Genomic DNA, 13,285 nt, shown 5'->3' on the forward strand with positions numbered 1-13,285 from the left:
AATCAGTGCCCTAATCCGACTGCTAAGTTAAACACCTTTCGGCTACTGGGATTGCATTAATTCAAAAATTATTTTCGGAATCTCAGTATTATCCATGTGCCCAACAAAACGCTCTTTTCCAGCGCCCATAGCAAAAATTTGAACGTCAACCGCGGTGTGACCCGAGCTTGTCCAGCCAGAATTTGAGCGGATATCCAGCAACTTTTTAAGTTGCACGTAAAGTGCTTTTTGATTATTCATATCGACACTTTGCAAAAGTGACTTTTCAGTTTCAGTTAACTCAAAACCCAAGGTAGTCTGAGCAAGCGTAAGAGGTGAATCGCTGCTTGTCATTAATTTTGCCAAAGTGGTTAAAGATTGTGTCAGGTTTTTTAACGGTTCTGGATCCCATTGGTAATCACCGTTGGCCGCAATACTAAAACCACCTGTACTATGATCGGCAGTCACCACCACTAGCGTATCTGGGTTTTCTTGTACATATTGTTCCAACCATTCTAAGGTTAACGCTAGATCATGCATTTCGGTCATTGCCGCGGCAATGTCATTGGCGTGTCCAGCCCAGTCTACTTGGCTGCCTTCCACTAATAGGAAGTATCCCTTATCATTCGTTAGTTGTTTAACTGCTGTTTCAACTAATACTGGCAGACGCTGCTTTCCTGGCATATCTAGGGCCCAAGGCATGCCTTCGTCACCAAATAAACCAATCACAGGCCCAGGTTTAAGCTTGCTCAATTGTGCTAAATCATCAACATATTGATAACCCGCCGCTTTAAACTCATCAACAATATTTCGGTCATCTCGAATAAAATATTTCCAACCACCACCTAACATAACATCTAGAGCAAACTGGTCATTCACTTTGTCATCAAAATAACTATCTGCAATGGCATTATAGTTTCGGCGACTTTCATTGTGCGCAGAAAATGCCGCAGGTGTCGCATGATTAATTTGTGAAGTGACCGCAACGCCAGTTTTTAAGCCATTAATGCGTGCTTGTTCGAGAACAGTTTTGACGGATTGTTTGTTTTCATCCACAGCAATGGCACCATTATACGACTTAACACCTGCAGACAATGCAGTTGCTCCGGCAGCGGAGTCAGTTACATAACCACTCACTCTTGCAGGATAAGTGCTTGCCATTCCCACCAGATGACGATCAAACACGGTTGATTCTATCTCTGGTGATGTTTTTTTATCGGCAAAATAACGATAAGCCGTGGTGTAAGCGGGTCCCATGCCATCCCCAACCACCATAATCACGTTTTTCGGTTTTTCCTGATTAGCCTGCGCTGCGGAAACAAACAGCAATAATGTAACAGCCGGTAGCCACTTCATTTTATCTCCAAATTTCAAAATAATAATTGTCGAAATAATACGTGAAAATTTACGCAATTAAACTGATTTCTAATCGTTTACACAAACTTCTATAGGAAACATTCATCAAAACCTTGATTTAGACCAATATCCAGCCTGACCTACCAACCTAAATCCTTACTACGGGATTCAGATTTCGAATTTTTATACTAACAAGTGATATCTATACTTTATTTAAGGGGCTTATTTTGCGCTAAACAAGTTTTTTATGACGGTGTCAATAATCGAAAGATTGAACTTTACTCTCTGAATTATAAAGAATTACAAAGCAATATTCACCAAATCTATTTCGAAAATCATTAATATACGTTTTTTTTATTAAGCTTGTGGGGCTAGGATAATTGCATCGACACAAAATAATAATCAGGTGAATCGATACCGGTCGTCTAGATGTGTTCACAATAATTATGCACTAGACCTCAGTTCCCTACACAAGTAATAGAAAGAAGGAAAATATGATGTCTCAATATCAAACTGACCTAAACGCTGTAAGCCAGCTTTGCCAAAAAAATGGTTCTGGATGGAATGCGATTAACCCTGAATATGCTGCAAGAATGAAAGCACAAAATCGTTTTCAAACCGGACTTGATATCGCTAAATACACCGCAGCGATTATGCGTAAAGATATGGAAGAGTACGACGCAGATTCTAGCCAATACACTCAATCTTTAGGTTGCTGGCATGGATTTATTGGTCAACAAAAAATGTTGGCGGTTAAAAAGCATCAAGGTACAACTAACAAAAAATATTTGTACCTGTCAGGTTGGATGGTTGCAGCCTTGCGCTCAGAGTTTGGTCCTCTTCCTGATCAATCTATGCATGAAAAAACCACCGTGTCTTCGTTAATTGAGGAACTTTATACTTTCCTACGACAAGCCGATGCAAAAGAGCTAGGTGAATTGTTTAATGAGCTTGATGCGGCAAGAGCTGCAGGCAATAGCACATCAGAGATCCAAGCAAAAATCGATAACTATGAAACCCACGTGGTGCCTATTATTGCAGACATAGATGCCGGTTTTGGTAACGAAGAAGCCACCTATTTATTGGCTAAGCAAATGATTGAAGCCGGTGCATGCTGTATTCAAATCGAAAACCAAGTATCTGATGCTAAACAATGTGGTCACCAAGACGGGAAAGTAACCGTACCCCATGAAGACTTCCTCGCAAAAATTAACGCTGTTCGTTATGCATTCCTTGAATTAGGTGTGGATGATGGAGTTATCGTGGCAAGAACTGATTCATTGGGTGCTGGCTTGACGCAAAAAATCCCCGTATCGACTTCTGAGGGCGATCTTGCGTCTAAGTACAATGCATTTTTAGATACTACCGAAGTAAAATCTGTTGAAGATTTACAAGAAGGTGATCTTGCCCTTCGTCAAAACGGTAAACTGGTTAAACCTATTCGCTTACCTAATGGCTTGTTTAAATTCAAAGACAATACCGGTGTTGACCGTGTAGTGCTTGATTGTATTACTTCACTTCAAAACGGGGCTGATCTGTTATGGATTGAAACTGAAAAACCTCACGTTGGTCAAATCGGCGCAATGGTTGACGAAATCCGTAAAGTAGTTCCGAATGCGAAGTTGGTTTACAACAACTCACCTTCATTTAACTGGACGCTTAACTTCCGTCAACAAGTGTTTGATGCTTGGGTTGAAGAAGGTAAAGATGTTAGCGAGTATAACCGCGACGACCTTATGCAAGTTAAATACGATGACACCGAATTGGCCCAAGTAGCGGATGAAAAAGTACGTACTTTCCAAGCAGATGCTGCCCGCGAAGCTGGTATTTTCCACCACTTAATTACTCTACCAACTTACCACACTGCCGCGTTATCTACTGATAACCTTGCAAAAGGTTACTTCGGTGACGAAGGTATGCTGGCTTATGTAAAAGGTGTGCAACGTCAAGAACTGCGTCAAGGTTTAGCCTGTGTTAAACACCAGGCGATGGCAGGTTCAAACATGGGTGATGATCACAAAGAATATTTCAGTGGTGATCAGGCGCTTAAAGCAGCGGGTGAAGATAACACCATGAATCAATTTGATGTTGCTTAATTCAGCGAACTTTTAACTCAATGCAAAAGCAAGACGTATGTCTTGCTTTTTTTTTGTGGCAACCCTTATAACCATTGGTATAATCAATGACAACTCTATTTAGAAGTGAAGTTAATTTGAATATTGCTAAAGTTGATCTAAATTTATTGGTATATCTGGATGTGTTATTACGGGAAGGAAGCGTAACCAAAGCCGCGAATCAACTCAGTATCACTCAACCCGCTATGAGCAATGGTCTTAAGCGTCTTCGTGATTTGTTTAATGATCCACTTTTAGTGCGAACCAGTGAAGGGATGACCCCAACAAAACGTGCATTAGAGCTTCAACCTGTAGTTCGTGATGTATTGGCCAAGCTAGAAACCACCATTCAACCTGAAACCGAATTTATTCCCAGTAGTAGCCAACGGACGTTCCGTATTATGGCCAGTGATTATGCTGAATCTACATTATTGATTGAAGTCATTCGTCAATTGGGAAAAATAGCGCCCAATATCACGTTAGATGTAATTACACCTAGTGATGTAACTTTCCATGATGTTGAACATGGTAAAGTAGACATGGCCATTAACCGCTTCGACGAACTTCCCCTTTCATTTCATCAAAAAGTCATTTGGTATGATGCCTTTTCCTGTGTGTTAAAAAGTAATAATCCCATGGTGGACCATTTCGACTTGAGTAGTTATTTGTCGGCACAACATATTTGGGTGAGCAAAACTGGATTTGGTGTGGGTGTGGGAGTAGATCCCAACGAAGTTCAAAAGCTTGGTTGGGTTGACGCAGAGTTAACCAAACTAGGCAAGAAACGGGATATTCGGGTATTTACTCGACATTATCACGTCGCCCTACAGTTAGCTAAAGCACAAAATCTGATTGCAACTTTGCCCAGCAAAGCAGCCAACCTTTACCGTAGTGATCCCGACGTTGTAATTTTGGAACCTCCCTTTGATATTCCTCCCATTGGTTTGAAAATGGCGTGGAGCGCACTGTTACATCACGATGCAGGGCATATTTGGTTTCGTCGTCTTATTAGTGAAGTGGCCAATCAACTGAGTTAATTGGCTATTTTAATTCGCACATTCACAGAGCTTATCGCAAAGATAATAACCATAAATTAAACATATTCGTTAGATGTGGGTAGTATTAATCCATTGGACAGCTTTGGAGTATTACCATGCAAAATTATATATCACGCGGAAAATTACAAATTGCAGAAGAGTTAGATTGTTTCATTAAAGATGAAGCAATAAAACAAACCCAAGTAGAGTTGGATGTTTTTTGGGATGGGTTTGAACAGTTGCTAACTGAGTTCATGCCAAAAAATCAAGAGCTCTTAAAAAAACGTGATGATTTACAGGTAAAAATAGACAATTATTGTCAGCAAAACCCGCAATATAAATTATCTGACTACAAAGCGTTCCTTGAAGAAATTGGTTACCTTTTACCTCAACCTAAACCATTTCAAATTACCACCGAAAATGTTGATCCTGAAATCGCAACGATGGCGGGCCCACAATTAGTTGTGCCAATCAACAATGCGCGTTATGCCATTAATGCGGCAAATGCGAGATGGGGCAGCCTTTACGATGCCCTTTATGGAACCGATGTAATTAGTGAAGAAGACGGCGCTCATAAAAGTGGGCCTTACAATAGTGTTAGAGGTCAAAAAGTTATAGAGCATGGCCGTCAATGGTTAGACGTTGCGGCCCCCCTTGAAACTGGCAGCCATCAAGATGTAACCGCCTATTCAATTGAAGCTTCAACCTTTACGTGTACTTTGAGTAATGGCGAACAGACTGGTCTTAGTGACCCTAAACAATATGTTGGTTTTGTGGGTGATATAAGTAATCCAACATCTGTTTTTCTAACCCATAACGGGCTGCATATTGAGTTACAATTCGATCGCTCTCACCCAGTAGGCGCTGCAGATCCGAGTGGCTTAAAAGATATCGTACTTGAAGCGGCTTTAACTACCATTATGGATTGCGAAGACTCAGTTGCCGCCGTTGATGCTGAAGATAAAACCCTGGTTTATCGAAATTGGTTAGGCTTGATGAAAGGAACACTTTCCACTTCAGTGCAAAAAGGCCAAAAAACCATTGAAAGAACCCTCAGTAGCGATAAAGTTTTTACCAATTTAGATGGTAAAACAACTAGCTTGAAAGGTCGCAGTTTGATGTTTATTCGAAATGTTGGCTTGCTAATGTCAAACGATGCAATTTTGTTTAATGGTGAGGCGATACCAGAAGGCATTATGGACTGCATGATCACCTCTTTGATTGGTAAACATGATTTATTAGGACATAGTCCATTTTCCAACAGTGATAAAGACAGTATTTATATAGTGAAACCTAAGATGCATGGCCCTGAAGAGGTCGCGTTTTCAAATGCCCTTTTTGCAAAAGTAGAGAAAATACTGGGCTTACAGGAAAACACCATCAAGATGGGGATTATGGATGAAGAAAGACGCACCTCTGTTAACCTCAGCGCGTGCATAGAAGCAGCGAAAACACGGGTAGTCTTTATTAATACTGGATTTTTAGACCGTACAGGTGACGAAATTCATACCTCTATGCAGCTAGGCCCGTTTGGTTTAAAAGGTCAGTTAAAAACACTACCTTGGATCACTGCATATGAAAAAGATAATGTTGGTCATGGTTTAGCTGCGGGATTATCTGGCAAAGCGCAGATTGGGAAAGGCATGTGGCCAATACCAGATCATATGGCTGAGATGATGAAAGCGAAGATACAACATCCTAAAGCTGGTGCAAACACGGCTTGGGTGCCCTCGCCTACGGCAGCCACTTTACACGCCTTGCATTATCACCAAGTTGACGTATTTGCAGTTCAATCGACACTTAAAGAACAGCATAGTGACGGTTTAGACGATATTCTTACGGTTCCATTAATGGAAGCCGGTACAAATTTGGATAATGAAGCTAAAACCCGCGAATTAGATAATAACGTTCAAGGTATTCTAGGTTACGTTGTGCGCTGGGTAAACCAAGGTATTGGCTGTTCTAAGGTTCCCGATATCAATAATGTCGGGCTCATGGAAGACAGAGCGACTCTTAGAATTTCTAGTCAACATATTGCCAATTGGTTGTTACATGGCATTGTTGATGAATCACAGGTAAATGCGTCTTTAAACAGAATGGCAAAACTAGTAGATGAACAGAATGCTGGAGATCCTGAGTATATTAATATGTGTCCAGATCTGGATAAATCTATCGCCTTTGAAGCAGCAAAAGCACTGATATTTGAAGGAGTAGCTCAGCCGAATGGATACACCGAACCCTTGCTGCATGAAATGCGTCGTAAAATGAAACAGCAGTTAGCTTCATAAGGCTGATTGAGAGACAAATAAAAACGCAAGGTGACTTATATTAAGTACCTTGCGTTTTTTATTGCAGATTAAGCTATTGTTTAATTTACGTTGAAATAATCTTTATACCAACCTACAAAGTTTTTAATACCGGTTTGAATTGTGGTCTGTGGCCGGTAGTCAACATCTTTTACTAATGCTTCCACATCAGCATAAGTATCTGGAACATCGCCCATTTGCAAAGGTAAAAGCTCTTTCTCTGCGGTTTTACCAAGGTTATCTTCTAAGGTCTCGATATACTCCATTAACTGAACAGGTGATTGGTTTCCAATATTGTAAACCCGCCAAGGGGCTTTACTTGTGCCAGGATCTGGATTCTTACCAGACCAATCTGGATTAGACTCAGCTGTGTGATCAAGAGTACGGATAATACCTTCGACTATGTCATCAATGTAGGTGAAATCACGTTTATGATTACCGTAGTTAAATACCTTAATGGGTTTATCTTCTAGAATTGCTTTAGTAAATAAGAACAGCGCCATGTCTGGACGCCCCCAAGGACCATACACAGTGAAGAAACGCAATCCCGTTGTCGGTAGGTTAAACAAGTGACTATAGGTATGGGCCATTAGTTCGTTGGCTTTTTTACTCGCAGCATATAAAGATACAGGATGGTCAACGTTATCGTGCACAGAAAAAGGCATAGATTCGTTAGCGCCATAAACTGAGCTAGACGATGCGTACACTAGGTGTTTAATTTTATTATGTCTGCAACCTTCTAATATATTCATAAAGCCAACAATGTTAGCGTCAATATAGGCATGAGGGTTTTCTAGGGAATAACGCACGCCAGCTTGGGCTGCTAAATGTACAACTTTGTCAAACTGGTGTTCTTCAAACAACGCAGCCATAGGCTCTTTGTCTTCCACAGACATTTTAACAAAGGTAAAGTTATAGCTATTTTTATGTTGCTCTACTCGTTTCAATCTGTCTAATTTGAGGTTCACGTCATAATAATCATTGAGGTTATCTAATCCTACAACCTCATCACCTCGTTCAAGCAAATATAAACTTACATGAGATCCAATAAAACCAGCTGCCCCAGTCACTAAAATTTTCATTTACTTTTCCTAAAGTCTTAAATCAACAATTTCTTTATCAATAATATATTTCAAGTCAAACACGACACAATTGTCTTTACCTAACCCTCGCAGTTCTTGACTAGACATTTGTTTAAACTCTTGATGAGCAACAGCCGCAATAATTGCGTCATACTTGCCAACCTCTGGTTGCTTTATTAATTTCAATCCATACTCATCATCCACTTCGTCTGACTCTGCCCATGGATCGTAGATATCAACATTGACATGATAGTTATCTAGTTCAGTGGCAATATCCACCACTTTAGTATTGCGGATGTCAGGACAATTCTCTTTAAAGGTAATTCCCATTAATAGAACATTTGCTCCATTAACCATAATTTTTTTGTTTAGCATTTTTTTGACTAATCGGCTGACTACATATTCGCCCATTTGGTCATTTATGCGACGTCCAGCCAAAATCACTTCTGGGTGATAACCAATTTCTTCTGCTTTGTGGGTCAAATAATAAGGGTCAACACCAATGCAATGACCGCCGACTAAACCTGGTCGAAATGGTAAAAAATTCCATTTGCTGCCGGCTGCCAGTAACACCTCTTCTGTATCTATCCCAAGCCGCTCGAATATCATTGCCAATTCATTGATTAAGGCAATGTTCAAATCTCTTTGGGTATTTTCAATCACTTTGGCCGCTTCAGCGACTTTAATGGAAGAAGCTCTATGGGTGCCTGCCTCAATTATACTTAAATATAATTGATCAACTAAATCACCAATTTCAGGGGTAGATCCACTGGTAACTTTAATAATACTTTCCAGGCGATGAGTTTTATCCCCTGGATTAATCCGCTCAGGACTGTAACCAGCAAAAAAATCTTGATTAAACTTTAAGCCAGAATGCGCTTCTATAAGAGGAATACAGACTTCTTCAGTGGCACCTGGATATACCGTAGACTCATAGATAATAGTGGCCCCAGATTTAACCACTTTGCCAATCATCTCACTGGCTTTTTTCAAAGGCGTTAGATCAGGTTGACGGTTTTTATCAATTGGCGTTGGAACGGTAACAATAATAAAATCACAAAGGGACAAGTCTTCAGGTGTAGATGAAAAAGTTAATGAGGTAACACTTTGCAATTCTTCAGGCGACACTTCAAGAGTGTGATCTTCACCTCGATTGAGCTCTTCAATGCGCTGTTGATTGATGTCGAAACCAAGGGTCGAAAATTTTTTACCAAATGATACTGCCAGGGGCAAGCCTACATATCCTAACCCAATGATGCCTATGCGCTTTTCATAGATATTATCCGTCAAACCCAACCTCTCTTTTACGCCCAGAAAATGATTACTATTATCCCCATAGTTTGCACTTAAATTAACTGAATTAGTAGTGCTAATTGAAATACCTAGGTATCTATTTTAACTGACCAACAATTAGAATCTTCCGCGGTTAGCTTTAGCTATGTTATTGAAAGTATATGATTAAGTTTAAAATTGTACTTGATTAATAAAATGCGAAGTTAACGCTAGGTGAATCCTAAAAATTGAATTCACCAGTTGGGGTTTTCAGGCAATTTAGGGTCAAAATGGTGTTTCCCCATTATTTGATCTCGAATCGCAAAAAATGACTTAAATGCAAAATGTTTAATAAGCACGTTAAATGGCATTTTTATCCAGTGACCACGAAAATAAACCAGCTTTTTAGCCCAACGGATTTTAGGCGTTAATAGCAAATCATGCTCAGGACAAATAGCGGGTAAAATAGCGTGTTTCATTAACCAAGCTTGCGTCTTAGTCATTTTATAATGAGCTAAGTAAGACTTTGCTATATCAGGAATAGCGATATTAGAGTACAATTTAAGCGCATTCATACAACATACAAACTCAAATTCAAAATCTGTCTGTTTCGACAAATCAATTAACGCCTGCCAAAATTCGTCATTCTCATATTCCTTTATGAGTAAGGTAATATCAAATAAGTCCCTTATCCAACTACTACTATCTTCGTTAGCAAATAAATGGATAATGCTATGCATTACTGTGGTTGCAGGTTCCAATACAAAACAACCGGAGGACGTCTTTAAACGTGATGAAATGAATTGACTTATGTTTGTAGTTCGTCCACTAATTGGAGGATATAAATTATGGTGCATATCAACGACAGTGGCTCGATTTATATGAATTAAAGGCGGCACTTCATGAGCCCATTGACGATAGTACTTCTCGTCGTAATCACTTAGCACTTCTGACTGCCATCGATTGTTCTTAAGATGTGCCTCTGCAACACTCAAGTCTTTTTTATTTACTAAGACATCAATATCGGAACACACTCTTCCGTGACTGTTTAAACTGTTCCGCAGTGTATAACCTGCCCCTTTTAAAAATACGGCGGTAATACCAACTTGTTCCAATTGTAAGCGAAACTCAGTAGCTTCAAAGAGAATTTGCTGGGCTTGTCGCTTGGCGTAAATCTGCGCTGAACCGAGATGGCGTTTTGCAAATTCGGGGTAATCGTCAAAACATCCATCTCGCAAAGCCACATGATATAGGCTCGCCAATAATTTACTCTCACGAAAAATGAAAATAACCTTCTGCCATTGAAGCAACGTAAAGGTTAGCCCTAAGCGAGGCGATAGTAGCAGTTGAAATAATACTTTAGTGTCTAACAATTAATTACCCAATCACATCTTCACTGAGAAAATCATTCACTTCGTTTAAATCACTATACTCAATTTCAAACAGTCGACAAGATTTAATCACTCTAGCAACAGCATCAAATCCATCAGCTCCAAGCACATTATAATTAAATGCATTTTTACTTAAGGTATTGAAAGCGTCTAACTGTGTTAATTGGTAAATTTTTAGTTCAGATTCGGGCACATACTTTGGGAAAACTACGGCGACAATTTGGGCCTTATCAAACTTTTGATATTGTTCCCATGTTAATACTTTTACGTGGGCCACATCCCCCTTTTGCGTATCTTTACAAATAGGTGAAAAATATGCTTCTGGATGCCAAGCTTTTATAAGATCAATTGAGTTATTTTTTAAACATACTGGTCGAAAAAGTGGATTAACCATAGAAGTCGATGTGTCTATGATGGCCATTTCATCTGAGTAAATATCCCAGTCGGACAACCCCAAGTGAGCAGTTAGTGTGCTTTTCCCCGAGCCAGGGAGTGCTGGAAAAATAATAGCTTTGCCGTTTTTGACTAGCACAGCTGAATGGATTAATAAACGCTCAAACTCATGGGCAGCTATACACCAGTTCATTCCCCATTCAAGAACAGCTGCAGCTTGAGATATTGGTAAAGGTTTAAAGGGGGAATGTTGATCTGAATAAAAACTAATTTGCGGTTTAATAAATCGTCTTAATAAAGACTCGTAAACGAGACGGATTGAGAAATCAACAGGACCGTCTAAATCCCAAGAATCTGAGTACAGACTCTTAGCAACGGTTGAAACATGTTTCACATCTGATTTTAACGAAAAACGGTAAAGACCTGTGTCAATAATCTGCATCGAACTCCACTACTTCCCGAAGAACTTTCTTCTCAACTAAATCGTGGAAAACGAACTCTGCTTCAGACTGATCTAGTCCAAGAATGGATTGAAGTAAACTTGCATCGAAGGTTGACTCTAAATTGAGTTCAACCTTCTTGACATTTTCTAACTGTCTAGAATTAATGAAAAAGGTATTACTATCGTAACCAGAATAAATCCCGATACCGCTTCCATCTTCAAAAAGATAAACCCGCGAACCTGGGGTGAGACTATAGTAACTCACGTCTTTTTAATTTCTTAGGAAGGTTCCCAGTTACTCAACCTATGGTTGTCAGTCATACCTAATTCATTATCAGTAACCAAAGAGCCGGTTTTATCTTTCACGTACAAGTAAACAAATACTTCCTTGCACAAGTCTTCAGCTTGAGAGAGACCTTCATAACCTGGATAAAAACCAAAACACGCATTCAAAAATACCGCACCCAGTTTTTGATAACTGCTACCACAGTTACCGCTCAATAAATTTCCACAACTATCATCGCTATAGCGGAAAAATTCTTTTGGTAAATTTAGCGAGCAACTTTTAACTGCGTCGATACTAGCGTTATACTTTTCTCTTTCTTTTTTACAATCATCGTCGTCTCTTCTGTGTCGACCATGATTCATTTCCTTCAACTTATCAAACATGTCATCACAATTGCTGTCTGAGTCTTTCCATTTGTGAGGACGGCAACCATAATTCAAATCTGGAATAGTACATGTTTTTTCATGGGTACTTGTAGACAAATTACCTGACAAATTACCTGACACATTACAGGTAGTTCCCCATACTGATTTAGCTGGAAGGCTAACAATCACTGCTCCGGTGGCCGACTTTTTAAGAAAATTACGGCGCTTGTTCACAGCAGAAACATCCTTTTTATACGACTTATCGAATTCATTCATTGATTAAAACCCTTTTTATGCGACTTCTAAAACGCAATTAACTTTATTGAGATCGTAGAAGCAAAAACCACGCCAACACAACAATCCATTGATTTATATATGTTTAATTTGTGTAATATAGTGGAACTGTAAATTTTTTCGACAAGCTAATTTATATCTATATTAGCCGATCGTAAAAGCTGCTTGACGTATTTTACAGGTATTGAGTAAGTAATTCCACTAGGCTCGGATAAAATAGTTTCTTTTGTTTCCTTTACAAACACTTTATTAATAACTGCAACGACTTTCCCCGTCTCTACTTCGTATACTGCACTACCGCTATTACCTGGATACGCTGTTGCATCCATTTGGTAAACCAAATACGGATCTCGTAGCCGTCTTAGTGTTTTTGCGTCTAATTGACTCGAATGTTCAGTAGGCACAATAACCGGCGTTGACGATGCAATAATACCGCGATGGGTTGCAGGATATAGTCCTAAAATAGCACCTATGGGGAACCCCGTAAACGCGACCTCTGTTCCGTCAGGAATCATATTACTACCCGCTAACTGAAAAGGCTTTAGTTTCGTACTAATTCGCAATAATGCTAAGTCATGTAATTCATCAACTTTAACTACGTATGCCTCATACATTTTTGGATAGCGGCCTACTCCAGCCAAAACCACTCGCTTTTGTTTAGCCGTCTCATCTAAAGGTTTAGCAATAACATGATTATTAGTCACAATATATTGCCCATTGGCTACAGCAAACCCAGTACCATGTAAACTGGTTTGCGGCGCTTTAATTGGGTCATATACCCCAATACCAACCACTGATTGTTTGGCAACCTTGACAATATCGACAATATTGTGGGCGTAACTTGCAGAATGTGAAAATAAAATTGCAAAGGCAAACAAACTTTTCGTCAAATTAGACATAACAGACTTGTTCCAATAAATAAGTTGTGCAAAAAACTGAATTCTAAGCCATATTTGAATGAAAACCAG

General features: G+C 39.5%; 11 protein-coding genes. 3 read left to right on the forward strand and 8 right to left on the reverse strand.

Annotated features, from left to right (window positions below; all coding sequences use genetic code 11):
• Positions 1 to 42: 42 nt before the first annotated feature.
• Positions 43 to 1,335, reverse strand: a complete 1,293-nt coding sequence (locus Q4574_RS11940; protein WP_303474374.1) for an alkaline phosphatase — start codon at positions 1,333 to 1,335, stop codon at positions 43 to 45.
• A gap of 497 nt (positions 1,336 to 1,832) precedes the next feature.
• On the opposite strand from Q4574_RS11940, the gene Q4574_RS11945 reads away from it, so the two are divergent.
• From Q4574_RS11945 to Q4574_RS11955, 3 genes are all read left to right on the forward strand, one after another.
• Positions 1,833 to 3,431, forward strand: coding sequence for an isocitrate lyase (locus tag Q4574_RS11945; protein WP_303474375.1), 1,599 nt, complete (start codon positions 1,833 to 1,835; stop codon positions 3,429 to 3,431).
• A 116-nt stretch (positions 3,432 to 3,547) separates the two neighbouring features.
• Entirely contained in the window at positions 3,548 to 4,486 is a 939-nt protein-coding gene (locus Q4574_RS11950; RefSeq protein WP_303474465.1) for a LysR family transcriptional regulator, read from the forward strand.
• 116 nt (positions 4,487 to 4,602) lie between these two features.
• Entirely contained in the window at positions 4,603 to 6,774 is a 2,172-nt protein-coding gene (locus Q4574_RS11955) for a malate synthase G (protein WP_303474376.1), read from the forward strand.
• 80 nt (positions 6,775 to 6,854) lie between these two features.
• Here the strand turns inward: Q4574_RS11955 and Q4574_RS11960 are convergent, their stop codons facing one another.
• The 7 genes from Q4574_RS11960 to Q4574_RS11990 form a co-directional block, all read right to left on the reverse strand.
• Positions 6,855 to 7,874: an NAD-dependent epimerase gene (locus tag Q4574_RS11960; RefSeq protein ID WP_303474377.1), complete on the reverse strand. Its 1,020-nt coding sequence runs from the start codon at positions 7,872 to 7,874 to the stop codon at positions 6,855 to 6,857.
• A 9-nt stretch (positions 7,875 to 7,883) separates the two neighbouring features.
• On the reverse strand, positions 7,884 to 9,164 hold the full coding sequence (gene tviB / locus Q4574_RS11965) for a Vi polysaccharide biosynthesis UDP-N-acetylglucosamine C-6 dehydrogenase TviB (RefSeq protein ID WP_303474378.1): 1,281 nt from the start codon (positions 9,162 to 9,164) through the stop codon (positions 7,884 to 7,886).
• 236 nt (positions 9,165 to 9,400) lie between these two features.
• The gene (locus tag Q4574_RS11970; protein WP_303474379.1) at positions 9,401 to 10,519 is read right to left on the reverse strand and encodes a nucleotidyltransferase family protein; all 1,119 of its coding nucleotides are present in this window, start codon (positions 10,517 to 10,519) and stop codon (positions 9,401 to 9,403) included.
• 4 nt (positions 10,520 to 10,523) lie between these two features.
• Complete coding sequence (locus Q4574_RS11975; protein ID WP_303474380.1) at positions 10,524 to 11,372, reverse strand: HprK-related kinase A; 849 nt, start codon at positions 11,370 to 11,372, stop codon at positions 10,524 to 10,526.
• Positions 11,359 to 11,637: a hypothetical protein gene (locus Q4574_RS11980; RefSeq protein ID WP_303474381.1), complete on the reverse strand. Its 279-nt coding sequence runs from the start codon at positions 11,635 to 11,637 to the stop codon at positions 11,359 to 11,361. The genes Q4574_RS11975 and Q4574_RS11980 overlap by 14 nt, the downstream gene beginning before the upstream one ends.
• 14 nt (positions 11,638 to 11,651) lie before the next feature.
• Positions 11,652 to 12,299 (reverse strand): hypothetical protein, encoded by a 648-nt coding sequence (locus Q4574_RS11985; RefSeq protein WP_303474382.1) that lies wholly within the window; start codon positions 12,297 to 12,299, stop codon positions 11,652 to 11,654.
• A gap of 146 nt (positions 12,300 to 12,445) precedes the next feature.
• The gene (locus tag Q4574_RS11990) at positions 12,446 to 13,216 is read right to left on the reverse strand and encodes a serine protease (RefSeq protein ID WP_303474383.1); all 771 of its coding nucleotides are present in this window, start codon (positions 13,214 to 13,216) and stop codon (positions 12,446 to 12,448) included.
• Between the last annotated feature and the right edge of the window lie 69 nt (positions 13,217 to 13,285).

The sequence above is a fragment of the Aliiglaciecola sp. 3_MG-2023 genome, from assembly GCF_030548205.1.
In the GTDB taxonomy this organism is placed as follows: domain Bacteria; phylum Pseudomonadota; class Gammaproteobacteria; order Enterobacterales; family Alteromonadaceae; genus Aliiglaciecola.